Source organism: Roseospira marina (genome assembly GCF_014197855.1).
GTDB lineage: Bacteria > Pseudomonadota > Alphaproteobacteria > Rhodospirillales > Rhodospirillaceae > Rhodospira > Rhodospira marina.
Genome location: NZ_JACIGJ010000001.1, coordinates 175726 through 201698 on the forward strand (window position 1 = coordinate 175726; position 25973 = coordinate 201698).

The following is a 25973-nucleotide window of genomic DNA, read 5'->3' on the forward strand; positions in this document are numbered from 1 at the left end:
TCACTTCGGCACCTGACCCTGCACGCCCTCGACGAACCAGTCCATGGACAGCAGGGCGCCGTCGTCCGGAGCTTCGCCGTCAGCGATCAAGACCTGTCCGGTCTGATCGCGCAGGGGGCCGGCCAGCGGGTGCAATTCCCCGGACTCGATGGCGGCGCGCGCGGCTTCGGCGGCCTCGACGACCTCAGGCGGCATCGCCGGGTTGTAGTCGGAGATGGCGACCATGCCGCTGGCCAGGCCACCCCAGGTGTCCGTGCTCTCCCAGGTGCCGTCCATGACGGCCTTGGTGCGCTCCACGTAGTAGCCGCGCCAGTCATCCACGATGGCGGTCAGGTGCGCATCCGGGCCGAACTGGGTCATGTCACTCGCCTGCCCGAAGGCGTAGATGCCCTTTTCCTCGGCCACCTGGACCGGCGCCGGGCTGTCGGTGTGCTGCGTCAGGACGTCGGCCCCCTGGGCAACCAGGGTCTCGGCGGCTTCGCGCTCCTTGCCCGGATCGTACCAGGAGTTGACCCAGATCACCTTGACGGTGGCGTCCGGATTCACCGAGCGCAGGCCCTGCGTGAAGGCGTTGACCCCGCGCACGACCTCGGGAATGGGCACCGAGGCGATGTAGCCGATGGTGTTGCTTTTGGTCATGTGGCCGGCGATGACGCCGATCACATAGCGACCCTCGTAGAAGCGCGCGGCGTAGGTCGAGACGTTGTCCGCCCGCTTGTAGCCGGTGGCGTGCTCGAACTTGACGTTCGGGAACTTGCGCGCGGCCTTCAGGGTGGCATTCATGAACCCGAACGAGGTGGTGAAGATCAGGTCATGGCCGCTTGCGGCGAGCTGAGTCAGCACGCGCTCGGCGTCGGCCCCCTCCGGCACGCTCTCGACATAGGTGGTTTCGACGGCATCGCCCAGGGCCTCCTCGACGCCCTGACGTCCCTGGTCATGCTGGTGCGACCAGCCGAAGTCGCCGACCGGGCCAACATAGATGAAGCCGACCTTGAGGGGCTCGTCGGCGGCCAGGACCGGGCCGGATGCGCCGGTGGCAAGCGCGACCGTGCCGAGGCCGGCCGCGAGGCCGACGGCAACCGTCCGGCGGGTCAGGGTGTGGGCCTTGGGGGCGGCGGGGGCAGGGGGCTTCCGCATGTACGAGTCTCCGTGCGAGGTGGCGGACGATGGCGGCTCCCGTTTATACTCTCCGAAGCCGATGTGTCACAACGCGGGAGCGCCGCAATGTCCCCAGTCCCGATGCGTTTTTCGTGGGCCGCTCCGGAACGATGGGTCGGGGCCGCCCTGCTGGCCACCGCTCTGGTGGTCTTGCCTGGTCTCGCGCTCGCCGCCGGTGGTGGCGGAGGGCACGGGGGCGGCGGTGGTGACGGTGGGCATGGCAAGTCCGCCGCCGAGGCCGGCAACCGGCCGGATAAGGAGGCCAACCGGCCCCGGACGGACGCCGATCAGGTCATCGGGTCCTATATGCAACTCGATGCCCTGTGGCTGCCGATCGCAAAGAACGGCCGCACGCGCTATCAGGCGATCACCGCGCGGCTGGTGCCCTTGCCCGGCAAACGTGTCGGAGCGTGTATCAAGGCGCCCTGGGCGCGGGAGGCGCTTCTGTTCGCCTTGAACCGGACCCCCCTGCAACTGGACGGCCTGGATGGCATGGAGCGGAACGCCGACCTGAAGGCGTCCCTGCTGGAGCGGATCCACACGCATGTGAACGCGACCGTATACGAGGACGTGCTCTTGCTGTCCGGCCTTCACGAACCCGAAGACCCTGAAAGGGAGTTGTCCTTTATGTGCCGGTGACCGTATCCCGTTGCGGGTGCGTGGGCAGACGCATCAGGAAGGGGTGGAACCGGATCCCGTGATCTTCTTGAAGCGCATCCGCAAGCGGTTCGAACCCCATATGGGTGTAAAACCCCCGGGCGTAGGGCGTTCCGCGCACACGCACGACGGTGATTGCGGGAGCGACCGTGTGCAACGTCTCCAGCCCCTGTTTTAGGAGGCGCCGCCCGATGCCGCGGCCGTGGTGGTCGCCGCGCACGTATAGAAGAGTCAGGTAGCCATCCAGATGCAGTTCGCACATGCCCAGGACGGTTCCGTCCCGTTCGGCCACATGGGCAATGCACCCTTCGTCCAGCCGGTCCCGCAAGGCCGGGGCCGAGACGAAGGCCTGGAAATGGGCGTGGCCCACGGGCGTGTTGTCGGCGGCGTTGAAGGTCTCGTATTGGGCAATCAGGAAATCGTGAACGCGACCGGTATCGACCGCCACCATCGGGCGCACCCGAAGGCCACTGGCGCCCACATCGTCGGTTGCGCTTTGAGGAGACCTGTCGCCGACCATAGCGATGCGCCGGCCAAACCTCCGGACCGGGCGCTGCGGCGTGACGAACGGAGGCGGCGAAAAGGTGAGGGTCATTGAGGGATCACGCGTCCGGTCAGAATCCGGCGTCCATGGGGATCGCGAAGCCAACCGTGCTCTCGACCCGGACCATGGGTCAATCATATCGTGGAAAGGACATGAAGGGAAACGCTCAAGCCGCCGAATTGGAACGTTTTTTGATGAAAGCCCAACCCGTGGACCGCGCCGCCGCCGATACGACACTCCTTGCCCGTCTGGTCTGGGGGCATGCCACCCTGGCCGCCCGTCGGCCGCTGAGCGTCGGGTTCGCCTGGGTGTCCCTGGCGTGCCTCGTCGCCATGGTGTGGATCGACCGCCCGCTGGCGCTGGTTCTCAAAGCCAACGTGCAGGGCGATTGGAAGGGCTTCTGGGTCATCGTCACGGACATTGGTCTGGGCTGGCCTTGGTACGTCCTGGCCCTGGTCATGCTCGCCCGCTGCGGCCTGGGCATGATGGCGACGGCGATGGACGCGATGTGGGCCCGTTGGGCGGCGGAGGCTCGGGTCTGGGTCGTGTTCCTTTGCGCGCTGGCGGGCAGCGGGCTGTTCGTGACTGTGCTCAAGCATCTGGTGGGACGGCTGCGGCCGGTCTGGCTGTTCCGGGAGGACTTGTACGGGGCCGTGCCGCTGTCGTTCCAGTCGGCGGCCAACAGCTTTCCGTCCGGCCACTCGCAAAACATCTGGGTGGTCATGGCCATGCTGATGGCCCTGTATCCACGCCATTGGCCCACATGGGCGGCGCTGGGCGTGCTGGTCGCTTCCAGCCGGCTGTTCGTGACGGTGCACTATCTGTCGGACGTGCTGATGGGCAGCTTTATTGGCATCGCCGCCGCCGTTCTTGCCGTGCGCTGGGCGGCGGCCCGGGGCTTGTCCCTTCGTCTCGGTGCCCCGCGTTAGTTAGGAGCGACATGGCCGCCAATGTCGCGGTCAGCCGCCCGGACCGGTGCCCCGGGCCCGGTCCATGCGCTGGTGGAACCAGGTGACGAGGTCCGGCTGATCCCAATCCATGTAGCCCATGTGGCTGGCGACCTCGCGGCCCTCCGCGTCGAGGACCACCGTGGTGGGCAGCCCCGTGATTCCGAAGGCGCGGGAGAGATCACCAGTCGGATCGTGGTACACCGGCAGGTGGGTGATATCATGCGTGTCGAAGAACGCGCGCAGGGTCGCCATCGACGCCCGATCCGTCGAGACGGCGACGACGGCGAACCGGTCCCCGGCTAGCCGGGCGTGCAGGCGGTCCAGGGTGGGCATCTCGCGCACGCAGGGCCCGCACCACGTGGCCCAGAAGTTGAGGACAACGATCTTGCCGCGGAAGTCCTCCAGCGTCACAGTGTCGCCACTCTCCGACCGGAACGGCGCGCCCTGCGCCGCTTTGGAGGAGGCGACGCGCTCAAGCGCAAGGGCGGCCCCACGGCCCTCGACCATGCCCGGGACGGTCTTCCCCTGGATCTGGGGCAGAATCAGCGTCGCGCTTGCAGTGGCGAGACCGATGACGAAAATGGCGAGGGCGATCAGCGGCCCGCTGCGCGTGCTTCCCTGACTCATGGCTTTCCAGGTGGATGATCCCAGATGGACGTGAACGATACCGACCCCGCTGACACAACCGGTTCCGGCGCGACGCGGAGCAGCATGTGGGGCGGACGCTTCGCCGCCGGCCCGGCGGCCATCATGGAGCGCATCAACGCCTCAATCGACTTCGATAAGCGACTGTACCGCCAGGATATCGAAGGGTCCAAGGCGCACTGCCGCATGCTGATCGCGACGGGCATCATAGACCGCGCGGACGGCGAGGCCATTCTGACCGGTCTCGATCAGGTCCTGCAAGAGATCGTCGAGGGCCGGTTCGTCTTCAAGACGGCGCTGGAGGACATTCACATGAACGTGGAGTCCCGCCTGCGCGAGATCATCGGCCCGGCGGCCGGTCGGCTGCATACGGCGCGATCGCGAAACGATCAGGTGGCGACGGATTTCAAGCTGTGGACCCGCGACGCCATCGATGACCTGGATGGGGCTGTGGCCGGGCTCCAGGCGGCGCTGATCGCGCAGGCGGAGACGCACGCCGACGTCGTCATGCCCGGCTTCACCCATTTGCAGTGCGCCCAGCCGGTGACCTTCGGGCATCACATGTTGGCCTATGTCGAGATGCTGGGCCGCGACCGGGGCCGCTTGCGGGACGCGCGGGCGCGGCTGAACGAGTGCCCGCTGGGGTCGGCGGCGCTGGCCGGCACGGGCTTTCCCATTGACCGGGCCATGACGGCGGCCGACCTGGGCTTCGACCGGCCGACGGCGAACAGCCTCGACGCGGTGTCGGACCGGGATTTCGCCATCGAACTGATGGCGGCGGCCAGCCTGTGCGTCGTCCACCTGTCGCGGCTGGCCGAGGAACTGGTGATCTGGACCAGCGCACAATTCCGCTTCGTCACCCTGTCGGATCGGTACACGACCGGCAGTTCGATCATGCCGCAGAAGCGCAATCCCGACGCGGCCGAACTGATCCGCGCCAAGACCGGGCGCGTCGTCGGCCACCTGACCGGCCTGCTGATGGTCATGAAGGGGCTGCCGCTGGCCTATTCCAAGGACATGCAGGAGGACAAGGAGCCGGTGTTCGAGACCGTCGACACCCTCGGCCTGTGTCTGGCGGCGATGACGGGCATGGTTCAGGACCTTCAGGTCAATCGGGACCGGCTGGCGGCGGCGGCGGGCGCGGGCTTTTCCACCGCGACCGATATCGCGGACTGGCTGGTGCGGGAGCACGGCGTGCCGTTCCGGGACGCGCACCACATCACCGGGGCCATCGTCAAGCTGGCCGAGGACAAGGGCGTCGGTCTGGAGGACCTTTCCCTGGCGGACCTTCAGGCCGTGGAGCCGCGCATCACCGACGATCTGCGGCTCGATGCGGCCGGGTCGGCGGCGGCGCGCACCAGTCTGGGCGGAGCCGCGCCGGACCGCGTACGGGCGGCCTGTGTCGAGGCGCGGCGCCGGTTCCTCGACGGGGAGAGCCCCGCGTGAGGGCGGCCCACGGTATCGTTGCGGCCAGCGTGGCACTGGCGCTGTTGGGCGGGTGCGGGCGCAAGGCGCCCAACCTGCCGCCGGCGGACTCCACCTACCCGCGCAGCTACCCCGCGCCCGCGTCGCCAGAGATGGCGCCGCCCGCCTCCACGCTCGCGCCTCCGACCCGCCAGGAGGAGCGGCGGCGGGTGACCGGGCCACCGGCTCCGGGCGTGTGACCGCGCCTCCCGTCCCCCGGCGCGTAATCGCGCCTTCGTTCCCCGGCGCGTAATCGCGCCTTCGTTCCCGGGTGCATGACAGCGCCCTCGTTTCAGGCCTTCGACACGTCAGGCGTTTCATGCACCACTTTTCGTACATTGATGGCCGGCTTCATGCTGAGGCTGTCCCGCTGGAGGCCATCGCGGCGCAGGTCGGCACGCCGTGCTACGTCTATTCGACGGCCACGCTGACCCGACACTATCGCGCTTTCGCCGACGCCTTCGCGGATCTGGACGCGACCATCTGCTACGCCATGAAGGCGAACGGCAACAGGGCCGTGCTGCGTCTGCTGACCGGGCTCGGCGCCGGAGTGGACGTCGTCTCCGGGGGCGAGATGGGGCTGGCGCTGGCGGCGGGCGCGCCGGCGGATCGGATCGTCTTTTCCGGCGTCGGTAAAACCAAGGACGAGATGGCTGCTGCCCTGAACGCCGGGGTTCATCAGATCAACGTCGAGAGCGAGCCGGAGCTGGACGCGCTGGATGCCGTGGCGCGCGAGCTTGGGGTGCGCGCGCCGGTGGCGATCCGCGTCAATCCGGACGTGGACGCGGCGACCCACGCCAAGATCACGACCGGCAAGGCGGAGAACAAGTTCGGCATCGAGTGGACCAGTGCCCGCACCGTGTTCCGCCGCGCCATGACGCTGGAGGGCATCGCGGTCCACGGCGTGGCCGTGCACATTGGCTCGCAAATCCTGGATCTGGCGCCGTTCGAGGCCGCGTTCCGCAAGGTCCGCGACCTCGTGGCCTTGTTGCGGGCGGATGGAGTCACGATCGACCGGCTCGACCTGGGGGGCGGGCTCGGCGTGCCCTACCACGCCGATGACCACACGCCGCCGCCGCCCTCGGCTTATGCCGCCGTGGTCGCCCGCACGGTGGGGGATCTCGGCTGCGCGCTGACCATCGAGCCCGGCCGGGCCATCGCCGGCAACGCAGGGGTGCTTGTCTCGCGGGTGACGTACCTCAAGGAAGGCATGACGCGGACTTTCGCGATCGTGGACGCGGCGATGAACGACCTGATGCGGCCGGCTCTGTATGACGCGTGGCACGACATCTGGCCTGTGGTGGAACCGTCGGCGGGCGTCGAGCGGCATCCGATCGATGTTGTGGGGCCGGTGTGCGAGTCGAGCGATACCTTCGCGCGGGACCGCTCCCTGCCGCCCTTGGCCGCCGACGATCTGGTCGCCTTCATGACCGCCGGCGCCTATGGGGCGGTGATGTCCGGGCAGTACAACGGGCGGCCGCTTGTGCCGGAAGTCCTGGTGGACGGCGATCGGTTCCATGTGGTGCGGCGACGGCCGACGCTGACCGAAATGGCGTCCCTGGAAGACCTCCCGCCCTGGCTGACCGACGCCCGTTAGAGCCCGATCGCGCCCCGGCGGCGCCCCCGGGCGCGTCTGGTCGGAGCTGCTGCGTTTGGGCATACTGTCCGGGCAAGACCGAACCGGACGCGGCGCGGAGGGCACGTCATGGCAAAGATGAAGCTCGGGGCCGTGGTCCCCTTCGACGGCAACGTGACCTGTCTGGTGCGCGTGCGTCCGGGCGACGAAGACGAGATGGAAGAGAAGCTCGGGTTCCGCGAGGGGCATCTGGCGGGCGGCTATTTCGTCCTGCTGATGCGCCAGTTCTTCACCTGCGATGACTTCCGGTTGGCCGGTTACACGTATTTCACGGGGCGCCGCATGGGCCGCGCGCTCCCCGCCGGTCCCAATGATACCCTGCGCACGCATATGTACGACCAGGTCATGAAGGCCCATGGCCTGGACGGTGTGCATGCGTTCCAGGACCTGGCGCGCAAGGGCCAGATCGTGACCGGCCGCAAGCGCATCGCCAAGATCGTTCCCGCAGTCAAGGAGGACGCGGGCGGTGACCGGAAGGACCTCCACCCGCCCGGCCGGGGGGTTCCGCAGTTCGAATTGGCGCGGAAGCGCGCGTTTCTCGTCGCGCTGGAGGTCAAGGCGGACGGAACGGCTGTCGGATCGGACTTCAGGGCCGATCTGCGCATCGGGGGACAGGGTGCACGGGCGCAGGTCCGTCAGTATCTTGAGGGCGCCTGAGGGTGAACACGTCGGGTGCAATCCGTTCAGGTGTCAAAGGGACGGGATCCCTTCACGCTCTTGCAATTTATCGGATTTCGGCGTTTTCTGAGGCCGTTCGGGGAACCGGGCGCGACGTTGACGGACTCGGCTCGCGGTATGGAGCGCGGGGTGGTTCTGGCGGCCAGCAGGCAGTCGCGTCCGTTTGGTTACGGTCGCCCTCCGGCGCCGCCGGTGGCAAAGGGCGCGCGAGCAAGGGAAGACGCACTCATGACCTATGCACTGCTTGGTATTTTCGCGGTCTGCTGGCTGTTCGTTATTTGGCGGTTTTATCGGGCGGCCGAGTATTTCTCCGACCGCAGTTTGCAGCGAGCGCTTGAGGCGCGGCGTAGCCAGGAGTCCTGATCCCGGTTTCCGGTGGGGTGATACACCCCGTATGTGCGCGGTCGGGCACCATGGTGTCCAGACCGCGTGGGGTGCACATGTCCTAGGCGTGTACGCAGGTCTTACGTGTGCCCTGGGATGTGACGGATCCGGTGGCGCGATCCGCTTGAAGCTCCGGGCTCCGTGCCGCGGCTTTCGATTTCCGCTTCTCGCGGGAGCCTCATCGTGATTGATCCGCAAACCCTGTATGTCTTCGTTCCGGTCGCCCTGGCTTTGAATCTGACGCCGGGCGCCGACATGCTCTTCTGTCTCGGCCAGGGTGCGCGATCTGGTCCGAAGACGGGCCTTGCTGCGTCGGTCGGTATTGCAACGGGGTCTTTCATTCACGCTTTGGCCGGGGGGCTTGGGCTGGCGGCCCTGATTGCCGCCCATCCGGTGGCATTCGAGGTGATCCGGTGGACCGGCGTCGCCTATCTTCTGTATCTGGCCGTGCAAACGTTTCGATCCCCCGCCGGGTCGATGTCGCCCGCGCAAACCGTCCGATCCGATGCGTTTCAGGCCTGGAGAGACGGGGTGGTGGTGTGTCTGCTCAACCCCAAAGTCGCGATCTTCATGCTCGCGCTTGTTCCGCAATTTGTGGATCCGGCTGGTGGCTCAATCCTGGTTCAGTTTCTGGTGTTTGGAACAATCCTTAACATCGGCGGCACCCTTATAAATGGCCTCGTCGGTATCTTTGCGGGACGCATACGCGGCATCCTGGCGCGGAATAAACATGCCGCCCGTGGTCTTCAGTACGTGACGAGTTTTATTTTCGTTGGTTTGGCGGCGAAACTGGCCGTCGGTCGGCATTGACCGCACGTTCCGTGCTTTTTTTGAAACTGGCGCATCCAGCCGTACAGGCAAAGGCTCCGGCCTTTGGTATCGCTGTCGCTGCGGCGGATCCCCGGGCGCGGCAGCGTTCACGGCAAGACGGGCGGTGGCGCAGTGCGGGATGTGGGATCGGGTGAAGATACGGCACCCTGCGGCTGGGGGCCGGATTGGCGAGACGGTACGTCCGGATTTTGATCAACCTCCGTGTTTGATTCCGCACGTGTTTTCATGAAAGCGGCTTGTACACCCGAGTCCCCGTGTGCTTTACTTTCTCGGCGCCTTTGTGTGGGCGTCAACTTAAGCGGTTGGTCTTGATGATTGTTTGTGTCGGAGACGGACCGGCGCGCCGGTCGACACGCGGCGCCTGGGCGTGAGTGGCGGGCCGTTGCCGCCGACGGCCTGGGAACGGTGGTCCGGCGCGTGCTCGGAGAGCAGACCATGAGCTTTCTGCGACGCTTGTTGGATGGTGTGAGCAACGGCCTGCCGAGCCGCCACGGCATTCAGGTTGGAGACCGCTACGTCAAGACGGACGGCCAGTATCAGTCCATGTGGACCGTGCGCCAGATCGTGCACTTCGAGGGCATTCCTCCGCACGCCCGGCTGGTACCCGACCAGGACGCCCATCTCGGCTATCGAACGATCTCCGTCACCGCCCTGGACGATCCCGGGTTCTACAAACGCATCGCCGCCCAGCACAGACGGGTTAGCCCGTACTGAAGGGGCAGGCGGGCTCTAAGGCCGTTACGACGCGGCGGGTCCCAGGCGTGTCGGTGGAAACCACAGGGTGAAGACGGAGCCTTCGCCTGGACGGCTCTGAACGCTGACGGCTCCGCCCTGAACCTCCATCATGGCCTTGACCAGGGACAAGCCGAGGCCGCTGCCCTGGATGTTGCGGGTTTCGGTGTTCACCGCCCGTTCGTATGCGTCGAAGATCCGCTTCTGATCGGCCGCCGAGATGCCGAGGCCGGTATCGGCGACGGAAACCGCGAGGCCCTGGTTCGACGACACCGCGCAGTCCACGGTAATGCGGCCGCCGGTGGGGGTGAATTTTATGGCGTTGGACAGCAGGTTGAACATGAGCTGGCGAAACACCTGACGATCCGTGTTCAGCGTAGGCAGGTCTTCCGGCACCGCGTCGGTCAGGGTCAGGCCGTGATCCTGGGCGCGCTTGCCCACGAGCCGGCAGCAGGTGCGGATTTCGTCGGCTACATGGATGTCCTCGGGGTCCAGGTCGAGGCTGCCCGCCTCGATCTTGGCGAGATCAAGCAGGTCGTTGATGACGTCGCGAAGGTGGATGCCGCTGGCCTGGATATCCTGCAAGTACTCCTCGTACCGGGGGCCGCCGACCGGTCCGAAGACTCCCTCGCGCATGACCTCCGAGAATCCGAGAATGGCGTTGAGCGGTGTGCGCAGCTCGTGGCTCATCGACGCGAGGAACTCGGACTTGGCCTTGCTGGCCAGCTCCGCGCGCTGCACGGCCGCCTGAAGCGCTCGCTCCGACGCGATACGCTCGGTGATGTCGTTGAGCGTGATGATCGTGGCGTCGGGGGACAGCGGCGCCTCGCGGTACTCGACGGCGCGTGGTGCGCCCTCGCGGGCCTGGAGGTGCCAGTAGGGGAGGGTGCGCCGGACCGTCTCGCTCATGTCGGGGCTGTCCAGTTCCGGGGCGGGTGAGACCAGTCCGGCCAACGGCGTTCCGATCACGGCGTCCGGGGCGTGGCCGGTCGCGGACTGAAAGGCCGGGTTTGCGGCGAGGACACGGCGCTTCCGATCCACGATCAACATGGCTTCCGCGGAGTGCGCGAACACCGCCTCGGTCAGGGACACCAGGGCGAGACGGTTCTCCAGGCGCAGCCGCTGCACCGTCTCGCGCATCAGCAGGTGTCCGGCAACCACGACGCCGACCGCTGTCACCGCACCCCAGAACAGCAGCACCACGTTTTCGCGCAGCCAGTTCAGCAGGTGTTCGAGGTTGGACAGATGCGCGACGACTGCGACTGGAAAGTGCGACGACAGCGCGACGATCTGCTGGCCGCCGGTCACGGAAACCGTGCCCAACTCGGCTCCGGAGGAGACGACGGTCGGCACCGTCGTTCGGAATGCATCCGGCGGCGGGGTGTGCGACGTTCCGACCGTCAGAATGGGCGTACCATCCAGGGTGGTCAGCGCCACCTGCCGGACCGGTCCATTGACGGCGTGGTGCAGGATGCGTTTTACGCTGCCGGGGTTCATGGCGACGACGACCAGAAACTGGGGCGAGGCCCAAAGGCTCATGGGAACTGTCGCGCGGGCGCTCGGGTCCGCCGATACGCCGACGACGGGCAGGAAACGGCCCTGGGTCAGGGTGCCGATCGCGATTCCTCGAAACAGGGCGGATGTGCCCGCCGGGTCCGTGGGTGGGCTAGGGATCCCCAAGGCTCCGCGATCCAGCCGCCGCCCGACATCGCGCCCCGATGTATCCATTAGGATTTCGCTGTCCCGGTTTACGACCAGAACCTGGCGAATGGATGGGACAAAGCGAATGCTGCGTGTAACGACCCCTTGAATATCCGGCCAGTCATGGACGATGGGGCCGGGCGCGCCGTCCTCACCGTCCTGGGCGACGGTGCTGGCAACGGTCAGCAACAGAGACTCCGCCGATTCCAGTGTGCGCGTGATGCCGTATTCCACCAACCCGCTGGTGACTCGGGCTTCCTCGACCTCCTGCCCGCGCGCCATCAGGGCCACGCCGAAAACGCCCAGCACGAACAGGAGCAGCACGCCGCTGGCCAGTCCCGCCGTTCCCCACGCCACGGCATTCGGTGCGAGCAGGCGGGGCAGGCTGAACAGGGTGTAGGCGTGCGCCGGAGGCGCGTCCGCACGTCGAGATCGAGGCGTGCGCCATAGATCCATTGTCTGCCCCTAGTCGGCCAGGATCGGCAAGAGACCATGGCGGGTTGCCGCCGCTCGCAGCCGTCCGTCGGCCTTGACCGTCCGCACGAAGGCGTTGATGCGAGCCAGCCACGCGGGGTCACCCAGGGGCACGGCGTAGGCGTAGTCCGTCGGAGCCACCGGCTCGCTCGGTTTCAGCAGGCGCGCCCAGTCCGTCAGATCGACCATGCGGCGACCGTAGGGATAGTCCGTCATGAAGACATCGGCCCGACCGCTGATGACCGCCTCCTCGCGTTCGCGGAACTGATCCACCACCATGAGCTCCGCCTGTTTCAAGCGCGAGCGCATTTCGGGCTCCATGTAGGTGCCCTTCTGGACCACGACGACATGCCCCGGCGCGTCGATGTCGGCCCACTGGTCGAACCCTTCTGTATGGCGGTCCACGACGGCGTAGATTCCGCTGGTCAGGTAGGGCTCCGAAAATGCCATGGACTGCGCGCGGTCTTCGCGCACGCCCACACCATGCATGGCGATATCGCACAGGTCGGAGGTCATGGCTGCGACGAGCTCGGCGAATGAGCCGTCCACGAACGCCACGGTCACCCCAAGGTCATCCGCCAGGGCATGCGCCATGTCGATGTCGATGCCTTCCAGGGTGCCGGACCGGGGGTTGCGGTAGGAGATGGAGTAATACCCGGGCCAGATGCAGACTCGGACGGTTCCGCGGGCCTGTATGGCCGCCAGATGATCGACCCGATCCTCAGCCTGTTCGGCGGCGCCCCCCGTCCCGGCCAGCAGGACCGGGAGGCACACCAAAAACCCGAAAAAGGCGAAACAACGGAGCGGGCCGAGGCTTGTCCGTTTACAAAACGCCCCTGGAAACATCATGACCCTGTCCTGCCTCAGCGTGTGCGCACCAAGCAAAAACGGGTATCAAGACGTCCGTGCCCGCGTATCAGATTTTGGTTTGGAAAGGAGGCGATCCGTTTCTATTCGGCGGACGCTGATCTGGCCCCGTGACGACTTGTCATCTCCCCCCAAGGAGACGCTGAGTAGCGTATCGGTGAACCCGGAGCGAGTCGAGCGGAAGTTGGTGAGGGACGGGGCAGGGGGCGCCGCTGCCGCTGCGGTCCCGCGGACGCCGCCGGTCTTCTGAGGAACGGCCAAAATCTAATTTTTTGTAAATCAAGGCGTTAGGAAGGAACGCGCGTGTGCGATTCGTTCTCGGACACAGATCATCCGCCGCCTTGGTGCGGTCCGCTGTGTGTCGATACCCAGAAAAAACGAGTCGGAGGGGTTAACTGTTGGCGACGCGCAAGCAGGGGCGCTCATCGTCGTTCCGTAGAATGGAATCAACGGTCTCGTGATACAATTCCCAAGTTTCGCAGAAGTCGGTGACGGCTTGGCGGACACAATCCGCGAACTCGCGATCCGAACGCTTGGCGATGGTACGGACACGCGCAAGGAGTTCAGGCGGAACCATGGTCGTCAGGGTGGAGTCCTCAGTCATGACCGGACGTCCCTTCTTGCGTTTACGTCATCTGGAGGTCATACGACACACTCAAACACGCGCGGCGTCGCTTTTAAACACGCGTTGCATAAGTCTTATGCCACAAGAAAGGCATGTTCGTCGATGATTGTATAGGGTTGTTTGAGCTTATGTGTAACGGTGATAATTACCTAGAGTGGGTTCTTGGCGTATTCGTGCGCGATATAAGAGATGAAATGGCATGGCACGCAGGGTGAGTGGAACCGGGGGGGATTGCGCCACGGGGACCCGGCGTCGCCGATCGGGTGGGTCCCGTACCTCTCCTTCGACTCAGGACACGACAAAGCGGACGTCGGCGGGGAAGGCCCCGAGCAAGGCCCCGAGCAAGGCTAAGAGCACGGCCCCGGGCAAGGCCAAGAGTAAGGCGAAGACAAGCCGGAACGCGGCGGGTCCGCCGAAACAGGCTGGACCCCGACCGTCGACAAAAAAGCCGGCGCAAAAGGCGGCACCGAAACGAAAAACCGCCGGAACGACGTCCAAAGCCGCGACGCCGAAGACGCCCGGCGCGACGCGGGCGGCCCGTAAGGCAACCGCCCGTCGGCCGCGGCGGTCGGCGCCCCGGCGGCGGACGGCGGCTCGGGGGCGGTTTCGGGCCTGGCCGGTGGTCCAATGGGGCCTTGTGGCCAGCATCTGGAGCGTTGTGGCGCTCGGCTGCGTCATTCTGTTCTACGCCTACGACCTGCCCGACATTGGGGACGCGACGGCGCGCGTGCGCCCGGCCGGAATCACGGTGGAGGCGGCGGACGGGACGCCGCTGGCCGTGGCCGGCGAGGTCTACGGCGATCCGGTGAGCGTGGAGACCGCGCCGCCGATCCTGGTGAAGGCCGTGCTGGCCACGGAGGATCGGCGCTTTCGCGACCATTGGGGCGTGGACCCTCTCGGCGTCGCCCGCGCGATGGTCGTTAACGTGAGGGCCGGCCATGTGGTGCAGGGCGGCAGCACCATCACCCAGCAGGTCGCCAAGACCCTGTTTCTGACCAACGACCGTACGCTGCGCCGCAAGGTGCAGGAGGTTCTGCTCGCACTGTGGCTCGAAGCGACCTTCAGCAAGGATCAGATCCTCGGCCTGTACCTGAACCGCGTGTACCTGGGGGCGGGCGTATGGGGCATGGACGCGGCCGCGCGGCGCTACTTCCGCCGTCCGTTGCGTGAGATCACCCCCTATCAGGCGGCGGTGTTGGCCGGCCTGATGAAGGCCCCGTCGCGCTACAATCCGGCGGCCAACCCGGATCAGGCGCACGCGCGCGCCCTGGAGGTGCTGGGCAACCTGGTCGAGACGGGGGTGCTGACCCAGGCGGAGGCGGCGCGACTCGCGGCGGAGGGCCGGCCGTCCCTGGCCTTGGCGCGGGGCGCGGGCAGCGGGGCGCGCTACTTCACCGACTGGGTGCTGGACAACGTGCGGGGGTACGTCGGCGTGTTCGACCGGGATCTGCGGGTGCGGACCACCCTGGAACCGGCGGCCCAGGCGGCGGCGGAGGCGGCGCTGGCGGGGGTTCTGAACGACCCGGACACGCGGGCGCGCGGCGCCACGCAGGGCGCGGTCGTGGTGCTGGATCCGCAGGGCGCGGTGCTGGCGATGGTGGGCGGAAAATCCTGGCGGGACAGTCCGTTCAACCGCGCCGTTCAGGCGCGCCGGCAACCGGGATCCGCCTTCAAGCCGATGGTCTGGCTGGCCGGGCTGGAGGCCGGCCTGACCCCGGACACCCGGATCGAGGACGCGCCGGTGTCCGTGGGCGGGTGGTCGCCGCGCAACGCTAACGGGCGCTATCGCGGACCTGTCACCATGGCCGATGCGCTGGCGGCGTCCATCAACACCGTGGCGGTGCGGATCGCCATGCAGGCGGGCCGCGACCGGGTGGCGCGCGTGGCTCGGCGCCTCGGCCTGACGGCGGTGGACGGCGCAGATGCGTCGATGGTGCTGGGCACCAGCGAGGTGTCGCCCCTCGATCTCACGGCGGCCTACGCGCCGTTCGTGAACGGCGGGTATGCGGCCATCCCCCACGGTGTGGCGCGGGTGGATGCGCGCGACGGCACGGCGGTGTACGCCCGGCGTCGGCAGGGCGACCCGCCGCGCGTGGTGGCGCCGGACCATGTGGAGGCCATGCGCGCGATGCTGCGGGGGGTGGTGGCCTATGGCACCGGACGGTCGGCGCAGCCGGCGGCCGCGCGGGGTCTGACGGCCTACGGCAAGACCGGCACGACGCAGGACTATCGTGATGCCTGGTTTGTTGGGTTTGTGCGGGACGGCGTCGGTCGAGCCGCCGTGGCCGGGGTCTGGATCGGCGACGATGACGGCCGGCCCATGAACCACCTCGGGGGCGGCGGCCCGGCGGCCGCCGTGTTCCGGTCCCTGTTCGAACGCTGGCGGCCGTGAGCGCGCGCCTCCGCCGTCGGGCGACGGGATCGCGTCGGCGGTCCGCGCGCGGCGCCGCTTGTCACCGGGCCGGGCGATCCCCATAGTAGGCCGATCATGGTCGCTCACGGACGGAAATCGGGTGCTCAGGGCGCCACCGCCCGACGCCGCCGGCCGGACCGCCTGACGGACCTGGACGATCTCCTGGGGTTCGCCGACGGACGCGCCGCGACGTCGTCTCAGCCGCTGTGCGAGTTTCCCGGGTGTTCAGAGCCGGGGGAACATCGCGCACCGAAGGACCGCAGCCTCGGCAGCTACTATAGATTTTGCCTCGAGCATGTTCGCGCCTATAATAAGGCGTGGAACTACTATGCGGGTATGGACGCGGACGAGATCGAACGCCACGTTCGGACCTCGACCATCTGGGACCGCCCGACATGGCGCATGGGCTCGGTCAGCCAGGGCGGCCCGCATCGCCTGGATCCGGAGTCGTTTCACGACCCGATGGGGATTTTCGCGGCGGCGCGCGAGGCCGAGCATCGGCATGCGCAGGAAGCGGCCAGCCCGTTCGGCCGCGACAGCAAGGAAAATCGCGCCTTGCGGGAGCTGGAGCTGGCGTGGCCGATCACCCGAACCGAGTTGCGGGCACGCTACAAGGTGTTGGTCAAGCGCCATCACCCGGATGCGAACAACGGCGCCAAGGACGCCGAGGAGCGATTCAAACGGGTCAGCGAGGCCTACCACGTGCTCCTAGCGGTGGTGTCCGACTAGGCGGAAAGCGGTTTCCACCGCGCCGGCTCATGGATTACTCTCCGCCAACTTTTTTGATCTCCGTGACATGAGGACATTCGATGGATATCCAGGCCGAACCTCTCCTGGACAAGCCGGATACGACGGTTTCGGTGCGCGATGCGTTCGGCATCGATTCGGATATGACGGTGCCTGCGTTCGAGCGCCGGACCGAGCATGTGCCAGATTTCGATTCCAACTATCGTTTTGACCGGGACACCACGCTGGCGATTTTGGCCGGCTTCGCGCACAACCGTCGCGTGATGATCCAGGGCTACCACGGCACCGGCAAGTCCACCCACATCGAGCAGGTGGCTGCGCGCCTGAACTGGCCGTGCATCCGGGTGAACCTCGACAGCCACGTCAGCCGCATCGATCTGGTCGGCAAGGACGCCATCGTGTTGCGCGACGGCTTGCAGGTGACCGAGTTCCGCGAGGGGATTCTGCCGTGGGCGCTGCAACACGCCTGCGCCCTGGTGTTCGACGAGTACGATGCCGGCCGTCCCGACGTGATGTTCGTGATCCAGCGCGTGCTGGAGGTGGAGGGCCGCCTGACCCTTCTGGACCAGAACAAGGTGATCCGGCCGCACCCGTCGTTCCGCCTGTTCGCCACCGCCAACACGGTGGGCCTGGGCGACACGACGGGCCTGTATCACGGTACCCAGCAGATCAATCAGGGCCAGATGGACCGGTGGAACATCGTCGCCACCCTGAACTATCTGGATCATGACGCCGAGGTGGAGATTTCCGCTGCCAAGCGGCCGGAGTACGACACGCCCGAGGGGCGCAAGGTGCTCAGCCAGATGGTGGCCGTGGCCGATCTGACCCGCAACGGCTTCATCAACGGCGACATCTCGACCGTCATGAGCCCCCGGACGGTTCTGACCTGGGCGGAGAACGCCACCATCTTCGGCGATCTGGCCTTTGCGTTCCGCGTCACCTTCCTGAACAAGTGCGACGAGACCGAACGCCCGTTGATCGCCGAGTATTATCAGCGGTGTTTCGGTGCCGAACTGCGGGAAAGCGCGGCCAACCTGACCGTGACCTGAGGATCGGACGGGGCGCGGTGCGGCGTCCGTCCCGCGCCCCCCGAACGCCCGATCAGAACAGGAAATACCGCTGGGTCAGCGGCCGCTCCGCCACCGGCGGGACCGTTAGGGGTGCGCCATCAAGGCGGACCGTGCCCGTGGCGCGATCGACCTCCAGCGTCGGCCTAGCCGTGTTCAGGATCATGTCGGCCTTCGTGACCGAGCGACAGCCGGAGACCGGCACCAGGGTCTTGCGCAGGCCCAGCGTTCCCCCCAGCACCGTGGCAATGGCCTCATGCGAGACGAAGGTCACGCTGCTTTGGGTCAGCGCCCGCCCGAAGGCGCCGAAGCTCCGTCGCAGGACGGCCGGATCCCGGTCGGATGCCCTGGGCTGTGCGTCGCCGGGCCCGGCCAGGACAACGCTTCCGCCCTTGAGGACCAGGGCAGGTTTCGCGCCGAAGAACGCCGGGTCCCACAGCACCAGATCGGCAAGCCGCCCGGCGGCGATGGCGCCGACATGTTCCGCGACACCATGCGCCAGGGCCGGATTGATGGTGTACTTCGCCAGCGTGCGACGGACCCGGATGTTGTCGTTGTCGCCCCTCTCCTCCGGTAGGCGGCCGCGCAGCGCCTTCATGGCGTGGGTATTTTGCCACGCGCGGGCGATCAATCCGCCGTCCTCGACCGGCGCCTGGGCGCCCGACCCCAGGATCGATAGTGCGCCCATGTCATGAAGGATCGTCGCCGCGCCAAAGGCTCCGGTGGCGGCGCTTCCCGGCAGAACCGTTGCCGATTGGCAAAAGGCCAGGCCGTCCAGGGCCAGACCGTCGGACGCGGCGGGGCCGCCGCGCAGGGATGGGTCCGACACCACGGCATGCACGGTCTGGTCGCCAAACGCCTCCAGGCTGGTCTCAGCGAATCCGCTCTCGTTGAGGCGGTCGAGGTGGCAGACGACCTGCACATTCAGGCGCTCGGCCACGGACAAACAGCACGCGATGGCGCTCGGCGTGGCACCCCAGGCCTCATGCAGGGTCAGGCCGATGGCGCCGGCGGAAATCTGCTCCTCCAGGGCCCCGGGCCGGCTCGCGCTGCCTTTGCCATAGAAGCCGAGGTTCACGGGCAGGCCATCCGCCGCCTGGAGCATGCGCCACAGATGCCAGGGGCCGGGCGTGCTGGCGCCCGCGCGGGAGCCGGCGGTCGGTCCCGTGCCGCCGCCCAGCATCGTCGTGATGCCGGAGGCCAAAGCGTCGTCGATCTGGCGCGGGTCGAGCCACGTCACCAGCGCATCGACCCCGCCCGGCGTGACGAGGCGGCCGGCCGCATCGACGATCTCAGTCCCCGGGCCGATGACGATGTCGATATCCGGCTGGGTGTCCGGATTGCCGGCGGCGCCGATAGCCTCGATACGGCCGTCCTTGATTCCGATATCCGCCTTTTCGATGCGCTCGGCATCCAGGATCAGGGCGTTTGCGATCACCGTGTCGACGGCCGCCTGTCCGCGCCATGTCTGGGATTGCCCCATGCCGTCGCGAACCACACCGCCGGCGCCGACGGTCACTTCCTCGCCGGGGGTGGTCCGGTCGCGCTCGACCTCAATGACGAGGTCGGTGTCGGCCAGCCGGACGCGGTCCCCCACCGTGGGGCCGTACTGCGCGGCATAGGCGCCGCGATCCATCACGTGGGCCATGCGTTCAGTCCTCCACCGCGCCGTCGACCAGTCCCCGGAACCCCGTCACCACATGCCGGCCGCCGTAGGCCACCAGCGCTACGGTCCGCGATTCGCCGGGATCGAACCGTACCCGCGCGCCGGCCGGGACATCCAGGCGGTATCCGCGCGCGGCGTCGCGGTCGAAGGACAGCGCCGGATTGGTTTCGGCGAAGTGATAGTGACTGCCGACCTCGATCGGACGGTCGCCCGTGTTCTTGACGGTCAGCGTGCGGGTGGGCCGGTCCGCGTTCAGGGTCACGGGGTCGCGGGCGGGGATCACCTGACCGGTCCGGACCCGCGCGTCACTGGTGCGAATCGGATTCCGAATCGTGACCACCTTGACGCCATCGGGAAACAGGGCGTCGATCTGAAGGGTCTCGATCATCTCGGGGACACCGTCCATGACTTGATCGCGGGTCAGGACCGACGCCGCAGTGGCGGCTGCCTCGGCGATCGAGCGGCCGTCGCGGGCGGCCTCCGTGACGGCATCCGAGATCAGCGCGACGGCCTCCGGGTGATTCAGAAGCACGCCTCGGTCCAGGCGCCGCCGCGCGACCAGCGCGGCCATCGCCACCATCAGCTTGTCGGTTTCGCGTGGCGTGAGTTTCATCGGCAACCCCTCCTTCACCCCATGGCCTCCCTCCGCGGCACCCGCGCCGGGGAGGTGATCCCCGACGTTCCGCAGACGGCCGGACACCGGACCGACGAAATCCCACACCGCGCGCCGCTGTCCGCGCATCGGGGGGATCGTCCGGAGATCGTGTCGCAACGGAACGCGATGAGAGTGGATTGGGGGCGCGCCGACAGCGCCCGGCGGACAGAACGGTCCCGCGCGGCCGCCGGGGTCTGGTCAGCCTTCAGCCATGCCCGTCCGCGACGGTCATGGACCCGGCACGCGAGCCATCCGCAAACGATAATCTGTTTTGCAGGTGCGAGCTACTAGGGAGCACCGCAAAACGTCGGCGTTGGTCCGTATTATCCGAACAGGGCGTCGATTTCGTCCTGAGATATGCCTTTATTGCCGGTTTGCGGGCCGTTCAGCAGGTCGCGGTCCCGTTGGGCGGCGGTCTTCTCGGCTTCCGCAACCGCGAGATCCTGCGTGGCCGTCAGGAATCCGTCGCGGCCCCAGATTTCCATCATCCGGTCAATGCGGTCTTCTATGTATTTCATCGCGTTCACAACTTTTGTGATGCGCTGCCCGGTGAGGTCCTGGAAATTGCAGTGCTCGAAAATGCCCATCAGGCGTTCCTGGATGTCATCAGCCAGGCCGCGAACATACCCGTCTTCGTTATTCGATTGAATCTCGGCGACCATGGCGGACACCGTTTCCGTGATGTCCAGGATGCCGTTGGTGGCGCCCTCGGTGGCCCCGACGATGGCGTCAAGCTCCTGCTCCATGTCCGTCAGGCGGTCACCCTCCGGGCGCTGGTCGCGGAGCCGCGCGATCTCGACCTTGGTATCCTCGATGCTTCGGGCAAGGGCGACGATCTCCATGCGGAGGATCTGCGCTTCCTCTATCCGGGCCCGCACCGGGTCTGGCAGTTCCTTCGGATCGGGTTCGGGCGGCGGCGGCGGCTCCGGGATCTGCTGCGCTTCAATCCGCGCGTCCAAGGCGTCCAGGCGATGCCCGAGCCGGTCGATGGCCTTAAGGATGGTGGCCGTGTCCCGATCACCGTGGACGTCCGGTCCGCCAAGCGGGCCGGCGTGGGGGGACGGAGCACGGAACCGCTCGACGGAGAAAGGGCGGCGGGAGGTGGCCATGGGAAAACCCCGCGTTCAACGTGAAGACCGGACGAACGCATTCTACGTGGCCCTGCGCGTCGCGGATCTCTGATCGTTTTGCGGGTTCATGGCAACCGAGAGGGTGGGGCGCCACCGAGTCCAGGGCTTTGGGCCCTTGGGGCGGTTAGACGGAATCTTAGGGCCGCTGTGGCGTGGGGACCGCTGCGGGGTGGAGAAGGGGGTGACGGACAGGCTTCGACCACCTACTTATGGCCCATGATTGACGTCAGGGATACCCGGGTTGCTCCCTGTGTGGCCGACTCCGGCACCGCGCCCGAGGGCGCGGCATGACGCCCGGCGAAACCCGTGGTACCGTCGCGCCCGTCCGCCCCGCTGTTGAGCGACGGTCCGGACGCTGATCCGCTCTACCGGCAAAGGATGAACGAGCCCGCCATGACCGAGACCACGCACCGTCCTCGTCCCGTCGTTCTGTGCATCCTGGACGGCTGGGGCCATCGCGACGAGACCGAAGACAACGCGCTCGCGCTCGCCGACATCCCCACCTGGGACCGACTGCTGCGGGACAATCCGCACGCCCTGATCGAGACCAGCGGCGATGACGTCGGCTTGCCGCGCGGTCAGATGGGCAACTCCGAGGTCGGGCACATGAACCTCGGCGCGGGTCGGGTGGTCGTGCAGGACCTGCCGCGCATCGACAGCGCGGTGGAAGACGGCTCGATACAGACCAACCCCGCCCTGACCGGCCTGATCGACCGCCTGAAGGCGAGCGGCGGCACCTGCCATCTGATGGGGCTGATGTCGCCCGGCGGGGTCCATTCCCACCAGGATCACATGGCCGCCCTGGCCAAGGCAGTGGGCGAGGCCGGCGTGCCGGTGGTGGTCCATGCGCTGATGGATGGGCGCGATACGCCGCCGTCGTCCGGTAAGGGCTATCTTGAGACATTCCTGGCGGACGTCGCCGATGTGCCCGGGTGCCGGGTCGGCGTCGTCTCCGGGCGCTATTACGGCATGGACCGGGACAAGCGGTGGGACCGTGTGGAACTGGCCTACAACGCGATGGTCGACGGCGATGGCGTGGCCGAGGCGACGGATCCGGTGTCCGGGATGCAGGCCGCCTATGACGCGGGGCAGACCGACGAGTTCGTCAAGCCCATGGTGATCGACGGCTACGAGGGCATGCGCGACGGCGACGGCGTGCTGATGGCCAACTTTCGGGCCGACCGCGCCCGCGAGATCCTCGCGGCGCTGCTGGATCCGGCGTTCGACGGCTTCGCGCGCCGCCGGGTCGTGTCATTTGCGGGGGCCGCCGGGCTTGCCGAGTATTCCAAGGCGCACAACGCCTGGATGGAGACCCTGTTCCCACCGGAGGCCCTCACGGGCATTTTCGGCGAGGTGGTCGCCAACGCCGGCCTGACCCAGCTTCGCATTGCCGAGACGGAGAAGTACGCGCACGTCACCTTCTTTTTCAACGGCGGCGAGGAGACGCAGTTCCCCGGCGAGGAGCGTATTCTGGTGCCCAGCCCGAAGGTCGCCACCTACGACCTTCAGCCGGAGATGAGCGCGCCGGAAGTTACGGATCGTCTGGTCGAGGCCATCGGGTCGGGTAAGTTCGACACTGTGATCGTGAACTTCGCCAACGGCGACATGGTCGGGCACAGTGGCATCCTGGAGGCCGCCATGAAGGCGGCGGTGGCCGTGGATGGTTGCCTTGCCCGTTTGGAAGAGGCCGTGCGGGCAGCCGGGGGCGTGATGCTCGTGACCGCCGATCACGGCAACCTCGAAATGATGCGTGATCCGCAGACCGGCCAGCCGTACACGGCGCATACGGTCGGCAAGGTCGACGCGATCCTGGTCAATGGGCCGGAAGGCGCCACGCTGCACGATGGGCGCTTGGCCGATGTTTCGCCGACGCTGCTCCATCTCATGGGGTTGCCGCAGCCGTCGGAGATGACGGGGCAATCCCTCGTCGACGTGCAGGAGGCGCGGCATGGCGCACGCGCGGGAGCCTTGGCCGACTAGACGGACCCGCCGGGTGCGTGCTACGGGCCTTGCCACCATTGTCGTCCTCGGTCTCGGGGGCCTCGGGAGCGTCGGTCCAAGTTGGGCCACCGCGCCCGACCCCGCGCGCGCCTTGCAGTCCGTCGAGGAACGCCTGGAGAGCGAGCGGGAGGCCCGGGAAGCGCTCCGGGCCAAGCGCGAGGCCCTGGCCGCCGAGCTGCGCAGCGTGCGCGATCAGGTGATTGAAAGCGCGGCCGCGATCCAAGAGGCGGAGACGCGGCTGTCCACACTGGAAGAGCGCCTCTCGTCGCTTCGCGACGAGAGAAACGTGGTGGCTGCCGCGCTGTCCATGCGCGATACGCAGATGGCCCACGTTCTGACCGCCATTCAGCGTCTGGCGTGGCGCCCGACCGAGGCGTTGGTCGTTCAACCCGCGCCCCCGGCCGACACGGTGCGCAGCGCCATCCTGCTGGGCGCCGCCATTCCCCGCATCCGAGAAAACGCGCGTGCCCTGGCCCGGGAACTGGAAACCTTGCGTGCCCTGGATACGGCGATCACGGAACAACGCGCCGCCATCGTGGATGAGGGCGCGTCGCTCCGCTCGGCCCATGCCCGCCTTGAGGATCTGTTCGATCGCAAGGCCGCGTTGCAGCGCCACACGCTGGAGCAGGAGCGCGAGGCTGCCGTGCGTGTGGAGCGCCTCGGCCGGGAGGCGGCCGACCTACGGGACCTGATCCGGCGCCTGGAAGAAGAACGCAAACGGCGCGAGGCCCTGGCCGCGCTGCGTCGGGCGGAGGAGGCCCGTCGTGCCGCCGCAGCGGAAGCAGCCCGGCGCGCGGCGGCGGCAGAGGCGGCGCGCGCGGTGGCCGAGGCACAGGCCGCGGCGGAGGCCGAGGAAGCCGCAAGGGCCGCGGCGGACGCGGTCGCCTCCGCTCCCGCTCTCGCACCGGTTTCCGAAAGTGCCACCCCGACCGTTGACTCCCCGCCGGATGTGACCGAGGTTGCCATGGTCACGGACCCGGGCCCCTTGACACCGCTGCCCGAGCCGATGACGGTGCGGGCATTCGCCACCGGCAAGGGCGCGATGCCGATACCGGCGCGTGGCTCGATCGTCACGCGGTACGGCCAGCCGGACGCCCTGGGCGGTGCGAGCAAAGGCCTGACTGTGAACACCCGGGCCGGGGCGCAGGTTGTGGCGCCGTTCGACGGCACGGTGGCCTTTGCCGGACCGTTTCGCGGCTATGGCCTTCTCTTGATTATCGAACATACCGATGGATATCATTCGCTGCTCGCCGGGATGGACCGGCTCGACGGACACGTCGGACAGGCGGTGCGGGCAGGGGAGCCCATCGGTGTGATGGGAGAGAACAACCCCTCCCTCTATATTGAACTCCGCCGGGATGGCCGGCCCATCAACCCCCTGCCCTGGTTGGCGGCGGGCACGGACACTGGAAAGGGATGATGCGCAAAACGCTCCTGATCGTCGCCTCCGGCGCTATCGCATTGATGGTGCTGGGCACCGTTTCCTTCGCCCCGAACGCCGCGGCGCGGGATGACGAGACCTATCGGCTCATGGAGCTGTTCGCGACCGTGTTCGAGCGGGTGAAACAGGACTATGTCGAGCCGGTGGATGACCGCGAGCTTATGGAGGCCGCGATCAATGGCATGCTGACCTCGCTGGACCCGCACTCCGGCTATCTGAACCGCGATCACTTCAAGGACATGCAGGTTCAGACCCGGGGTGAGTTCGGCGGGCTCGGCATTGAGGTCACGATGGAGAACGGCCTCGTCAAGGTCGTTTCGCCGATTGATGACACGCCCGCCGCGCGCGCCGGCCTGGAGCCGGGGGACCTGATCACGCATCTGGACGGGGAGGCGGTCAGCGGCCTGACGCTCAACGAGGCGGTGGACCGTATGCGCGGCCGGGTCGGGACGGACATCGTTCTGACCGTGCGGCGCCAGACCGGTGAGCCGTTCGACGTGACCATCACGCGCGACATCATCACCATCAAATCGGTGCGCTCCCGGCTGGAGGGCGGTGATATCGGCTATCTCCGCATCACGTCGTTCACGGAGCAAACCGACAGCGGGCTGCGCGAGGCCATCGACACGCTGACCGACGAGGCGGGTGAGACCCTCAAGGGCTATGTCCTGGATCTGCGTAACAATCCCGGCGGTCTGCTCGATCAGGCGGTGGCCGTGTCCGACGCCTTCCTCGACAAGGGGGAGATCGTCTCGACCCGCTCACGCGATCTGGACGATACGCAGCGGTTCAACGCGCACAGCGGCGATCTGGCGGGTGGCCTGCCGCTCGTTGTGATCGTCAACGGCGGCTCCGCCTCCGCGTCCGAGATCGTGGCCGGCGCGCTTCAGGATCACGGCCGGGCGCTTGTGGTCGGGACCAAGAGCTTCGGTAAGGGCTCGGTCCAGACCATCGTGCCGCTGAGCGGCGAGGGGGCCATGCGGATCACCACCGCGCGCTACTACACACCGTCGGGCCGGTCCATCCAGGCCAAGGGGATCGAGCCGGACATCATCGTGCCGCCGGCTCGCCTGGAGGTCATGAACGTTCCCGGGCGTCGCAGTGAGGCCGACCTGCGCAACGCGCTGGACGTGGATAGTGGGGAAGACGATGCCGTCGCCGAACCGCCGGCCGCCTCGGAGGGCGACGAGGCGGCGGCCGCCGAGGATGGCGACGAGGCGGTCGAGGACTACCAGCTGGCCCGCGCCATCGACCTGCTGCACGGACTGGCGCTGTACCGGGAACGGGCCGCCCTGCAATAGGGCTCCGCGCATGGGGGTGCGGCCCGAATCCGGTCGCGCCCCCGGTGCAGGATGTTTCGCGGGCTTCGGCGGGTCTTTAACCGTCACGCTCTTGAAGGAACCCGGACCGCGACAGTAAGGCTCTCAAGATCCCTCCGCCCCTATCAGGGCGTTCGGGGTGGGATTTTTTCTTTATAAAACAAAGTACAGTCTCATCCCGACCGAGC

At 67.3% G+C, this 25973-nt stretch carries 24 protein-coding genes; 15 read left to right on the forward strand and 9 right to left on the reverse strand.

The features are described from left to right. Positions 1 to 1137 carry a BMP family ABC transporter substrate-binding protein gene (locus GGD82_RS00870; RefSeq protein WP_150060644.1) on the reverse strand — a complete coding sequence of 379 codons (1137 nt, stop codon included), beginning with the start codon at positions 1135 to 1137 and terminating at the stop codon, positions 1 to 3. An 87-nt stretch (positions 1138 to 1224) separates the two neighbouring features. Here GGD82_RS00870 and GGD82_RS00875 point away from each other — a divergent pair, with 87 nt between their 5' ends. Next, positions 1225 to 1797: a hypothetical protein gene (locus tag GGD82_RS00875; protein ID WP_184013212.1), complete on the forward strand. Its 573-nt coding sequence runs from the start codon at positions 1225 to 1227 to the stop codon at positions 1795 to 1797. Here the strand turns inward: GGD82_RS00875 and GGD82_RS00880 are convergent. Further along, positions 1784 to 2410, reverse strand: coding sequence for a GNAT family N-acetyltransferase (locus GGD82_RS00880; RefSeq protein WP_184013213.1), 627 nt, complete (start codon positions 2408 to 2410; stop codon positions 1784 to 1786). The two genes, GGD82_RS00875 and GGD82_RS00880, sit on opposite strands and share 14 nt — an antisense overlap. A gap of 143 nt (positions 2411 to 2553) precedes the next feature. On the opposite strand from GGD82_RS00880, the gene GGD82_RS00885 reads away from it, so the two are divergent. Next, positions 2554 to 3288 (forward strand): phosphatase PAP2 family protein, encoded by a 735-nt coding sequence (locus tag GGD82_RS00885; RefSeq protein WP_170284114.1) that lies wholly within the window; start codon positions 2554 to 2556, stop codon positions 3286 to 3288. A 30-nt stretch (positions 3289 to 3318) separates the two neighbouring features. Here the strand turns inward: GGD82_RS00885 and GGD82_RS00890 are convergent, their stop codons facing one another. Continuing rightward, complete coding sequence (locus GGD82_RS00890; protein WP_150060640.1) at positions 3319 to 3936, reverse strand: TlpA family protein disulfide reductase; 618 nt, start codon at positions 3934 to 3936, stop codon at positions 3319 to 3321. Between the two features lie 24 nt (positions 3937 to 3960). On the opposite strand from GGD82_RS00890, the gene argH reads away from it, so the two are divergent. From argH to GGD82_RS00920, 7 genes are all read left to right on the forward strand, one after another. Next, entirely contained in the window at positions 3961 to 5400 is a 1440-nt protein-coding gene (argH, locus tag GGD82_RS00895; protein WP_150060639.1) for an argininosuccinate lyase, read from the forward strand. Beyond that, positions 5397 to 5618, forward strand: coding sequence for a hypothetical protein (locus GGD82_RS00900; RefSeq protein WP_150060638.1), 222 nt, complete (start codon positions 5397 to 5399; stop codon positions 5616 to 5618). Before argH ends, GGD82_RS00900 begins: the two co-directional genes overlap by 4 nt. A 119-nt stretch (positions 5619 to 5737) precedes the next feature. Further along, entirely contained in the window at positions 5738 to 7015 is a 1278-nt protein-coding gene (gene lysA / locus GGD82_RS00905) for a diaminopimelate decarboxylase (protein ID WP_150060637.1), read from the forward strand. 108 nt (positions 7016 to 7123) lie between these two features. Beyond that, positions 7124 to 7711 carry a hypothetical protein gene (locus GGD82_RS00910; RefSeq protein WP_150060636.1) on the forward strand — a complete coding sequence of 196 codons (588 nt, stop codon included), beginning with the start codon at positions 7124 to 7126 and terminating at the stop codon, positions 7709 to 7711. A gap of 249 nt (positions 7712 to 7960) precedes the next feature. Further along, the gene (locus GGD82_RS20910; protein WP_260178150.1) at positions 7961 to 8095 is read left to right on the forward strand and encodes a hypothetical protein; all 135 of its coding nucleotides are present in this window, start codon (positions 7961 to 7963) and stop codon (positions 8093 to 8095) included. Positions 8096 to 8299: 204 nt separating this feature from the next. Then, positions 8300 to 8926, forward strand: a complete 627-nt coding sequence (locus GGD82_RS00915) for a LysE family translocator (protein WP_246163671.1) — start codon at positions 8300 to 8302, stop codon at positions 8924 to 8926. A gap of 456 nt (positions 8927 to 9382) precedes the next feature. Next, positions 9383 to 9661: a hypothetical protein gene (locus GGD82_RS00920; protein ID WP_150060635.1), complete on the forward strand. Its 279-nt coding sequence runs from the start codon at positions 9383 to 9385 to the stop codon at positions 9659 to 9661. Positions 9662 to 9685: 24 nt separating this feature from the next. Here GGD82_RS00920 and GGD82_RS00925 read toward each other — a convergent pair whose 3' ends face one another. The 3 genes from GGD82_RS00925 to GGD82_RS00935 form a co-directional block, all read right to left on the reverse strand. Then, a complete protein-coding gene (locus GGD82_RS00925) occupies positions 9686 to 11836 on the reverse strand; it encodes a PAS domain-containing sensor histidine kinase (RefSeq protein WP_150060634.1) in 2151 nt (716 codons plus the stop codon). A 9-nt stretch (positions 11837 to 11845) separates the two neighbouring features. After that, positions 11846 to 12628 (reverse strand): substrate-binding periplasmic protein, encoded by a 783-nt coding sequence (locus GGD82_RS00930; protein ID WP_246163670.1) that lies wholly within the window; start codon positions 12626 to 12628, stop codon positions 11846 to 11848. Positions 12629 to 13112: 484 nt separating this feature from the next. Further along, positions 13113 to 13325 (reverse strand): ribbon-helix-helix protein, CopG family, encoded by a 213-nt coding sequence (locus tag GGD82_RS00935; RefSeq protein WP_150060633.1) that lies wholly within the window; start codon positions 13323 to 13325, stop codon positions 13113 to 13115. 658 nt (positions 13326 to 13983) lie between these two features. Here GGD82_RS00935 and GGD82_RS00940 point away from each other — a divergent pair. The 3 genes from GGD82_RS00940 (at position 13984) to cobS (ending at position 17555) form a co-directional block, all read left to right on the forward strand. Next, positions 13984 to 15738 (forward strand): transglycosylase domain-containing protein, encoded by a 1755-nt coding sequence (locus GGD82_RS00940; protein WP_170284113.1) that lies wholly within the window; start codon positions 13984 to 13986, stop codon positions 15736 to 15738. Positions 15739 to 15834: 96 nt separating this feature from the next. Continuing rightward, complete coding sequence (locus GGD82_RS00945) at positions 15835 to 16488, forward strand: J domain-containing protein (protein WP_150060631.1); 654 nt, start codon at positions 15835 to 15837, stop codon at positions 16486 to 16488. An 80-nt stretch (positions 16489 to 16568) separates the two neighbouring features. Next, on the forward strand, positions 16569 to 17555 hold the full coding sequence (gene cobS / locus GGD82_RS00950; protein WP_150060630.1) for a cobaltochelatase subunit CobS: 987 nt from the start codon (positions 16569 to 16571) through the stop codon (positions 17553 to 17555). A 52-nt stretch (positions 17556 to 17607) separates the two neighbouring features. Here cobS and GGD82_RS00955 read toward each other — a convergent pair whose 3' ends face one another. From GGD82_RS00955 to GGD82_RS00965, 3 genes are all read right to left on the reverse strand, one after another. Beyond that, a complete protein-coding gene (locus GGD82_RS00955; RefSeq protein ID WP_150060629.1) occupies positions 17608 to 19221 on the reverse strand; it encodes an urease subunit alpha in 1614 nt (537 codons plus the stop codon). A gap of 4 nt (positions 19222 to 19225) precedes the next feature. Next, positions 19226 to 19852 carry an urease subunit gamma gene (locus tag GGD82_RS00960; protein ID WP_150060628.1) on the reverse strand — a complete coding sequence of 209 codons (627 nt, stop codon included), beginning with the start codon at positions 19850 to 19852 and terminating at the stop codon, positions 19226 to 19228. A gap of 365 nt (positions 19853 to 20217) precedes the next feature. Further along, positions 20218 to 21003 (reverse strand): protein phosphatase CheZ, encoded by a 786-nt coding sequence (locus GGD82_RS00965; RefSeq protein WP_150060627.1) that lies wholly within the window; start codon positions 21001 to 21003, stop codon positions 20218 to 20220. 414 nt (positions 21004 to 21417) lie between these two features. Between GGD82_RS00965 and gpmI the strand changes: the two genes are divergently transcribed. From gpmI to GGD82_RS00980, 3 genes are read left to right on the forward strand one after another with little or no spacing between them, the layout of a single operon-like run. Continuing rightward, the gene (gene gpmI, locus GGD82_RS00970) at positions 21418 to 23004 is read left to right on the forward strand and encodes a 2,3-bisphosphoglycerate-independent phosphoglycerate mutase (RefSeq protein WP_150060626.1); all 1587 of its coding nucleotides are present in this window, start codon (positions 21418 to 21420) and stop codon (positions 23002 to 23004) included. After that, positions 22973 to 24445, forward strand: a complete 1473-nt coding sequence (locus tag GGD82_RS00975; protein ID WP_150060625.1) for a murein hydrolase activator EnvC family protein — start codon at positions 22973 to 22975, stop codon at positions 24443 to 24445. Before gpmI ends, GGD82_RS00975 begins: the two co-directional genes overlap by 32 nt. Continuing rightward, complete coding sequence (locus tag GGD82_RS00980) at positions 24442 to 25767, forward strand: S41 family peptidase (RefSeq protein WP_150060624.1); 1326 nt, start codon at positions 24442 to 24444, stop codon at positions 25765 to 25767. Before GGD82_RS00975 ends, GGD82_RS00980 begins: the two co-directional genes overlap by 4 nt. The last annotated feature ends 206 nt before the right edge of the window (positions 25768 to 25973 follow it).

What these genes read in the sequence shown, in the direction of transcription:
- GGD82_RS00975 (WP_150060625.1), top strand. Translation starts at nt 22,973, where the DNA reads ATGGCGCACGCGCGGGAGCCTTGGCCGACTAGACGGACCCGCCGGGTG.
- argH (WP_150060639.1), top strand. Translation starts at nt 3,961, where the DNA reads ATGGACGTGAACGATACCGACCCCGCTGACACAACCGGTTCCGGCGCG.
- GGD82_RS00935 (WP_150060633.1), bottom strand. Translation starts at nt 13,325, where the DNA reads ATGACTGAGGACTCCACCCTGACGACCATGGTTCCGCCTGAACTCCTT.
- GGD82_RS00955 (WP_150060629.1), bottom strand. Translation starts at nt 19,221, where the DNA reads ATGGCCCACGTGATGGATCGCGGCGCCTATGCCGCGCAGTACGGCCCC.
- GGD82_RS00875 (WP_184013212.1), top strand. Translation starts at nt 1,225, where the DNA reads ATGTCCCCAGTCCCGATGCGTTTTTCGTGGGCCGCTCCGGAACGATGG.
- GGD82_RS00925 (WP_150060634.1), bottom strand. Translation starts at nt 11,836, where the DNA reads ATGGATCTATGGCGCACGCCTCGATCTCGACGTGCGGACGCGCCTCCG.
- GGD82_RS00945 (WP_150060631.1), top strand. Translation starts at nt 15,835, where the DNA reads ATGGTCGCTCACGGACGGAAATCGGGTGCTCAGGGCGCCACCGCCCGA.
- GGD82_RS00980 (WP_150060624.1), top strand. Translation starts at nt 24,442, where the DNA reads ATGATGCGCAAAACGCTCCTGATCGTCGCCTCCGGCGCTATCGCATTG.
- GGD82_RS00960 (WP_150060628.1), bottom strand. Translation starts at nt 19,852, where the DNA reads ATGAAACTCACGCCACGCGAAACCGACAAGCTGATGGTGGCGATGGCC.
- GGD82_RS20910 (WP_260178150.1), top strand. Translation starts at nt 7,961, where the DNA reads ATGACCTATGCACTGCTTGGTATTTTCGCGGTCTGCTGGCTGTTCGTT.
- GGD82_RS00965 (WP_150060627.1), bottom strand. Translation starts at nt 21,003, where the DNA reads ATGGCCACCTCCCGCCGCCCTTTCTCCGTCGAGCGGTTCCGTGCTCCG.
- GGD82_RS00890 (WP_150060640.1), bottom strand. Translation starts at nt 3,936, where the DNA reads ATGAGTCAGGGAAGCACGCGCAGCGGGCCGCTGATCGCCCTCGCCATT.
- GGD82_RS00920 (WP_150060635.1), top strand. Translation starts at nt 9,383, where the DNA reads ATGAGCTTTCTGCGACGCTTGTTGGATGGTGTGAGCAACGGCCTGCCG.
- lysA (WP_150060637.1), top strand. Translation starts at nt 5,738, where the DNA reads ATGCACCACTTTTCGTACATTGATGGCCGGCTTCATGCTGAGGCTGTC.
- GGD82_RS00885 (WP_170284114.1), top strand. Translation starts at nt 2,554, where the DNA reads ATGAAAGCCCAACCCGTGGACCGCGCCGCCGCCGATACGACACTCCTT.
- cobS (WP_150060630.1), top strand. Translation starts at nt 16,569, where the DNA reads ATGGATATCCAGGCCGAACCTCTCCTGGACAAGCCGGATACGACGGTT.
- GGD82_RS00880 (WP_184013213.1), bottom strand. Translation starts at nt 2,410, where the DNA reads ATGACCCTCACCTTTTCGCCGCCTCCGTTCGTCACGCCGCAGCGCCCG.
- gpmI (WP_150060626.1), top strand. Translation starts at nt 21,418, where the DNA reads ATGACCGAGACCACGCACCGTCCTCGTCCCGTCGTTCTGTGCATCCTG.
- GGD82_RS00910 (WP_150060636.1), top strand. Translation starts at nt 7,124, where the DNA reads ATGGCAAAGATGAAGCTCGGGGCCGTGGTCCCCTTCGACGGCAACGTG.
- GGD82_RS00870 (WP_150060644.1), bottom strand. Translation starts at nt 1,137, where the DNA reads ATGCGGAAGCCCCCTGCCCCCGCCGCCCCCAAGGCCCACACCCTGACC.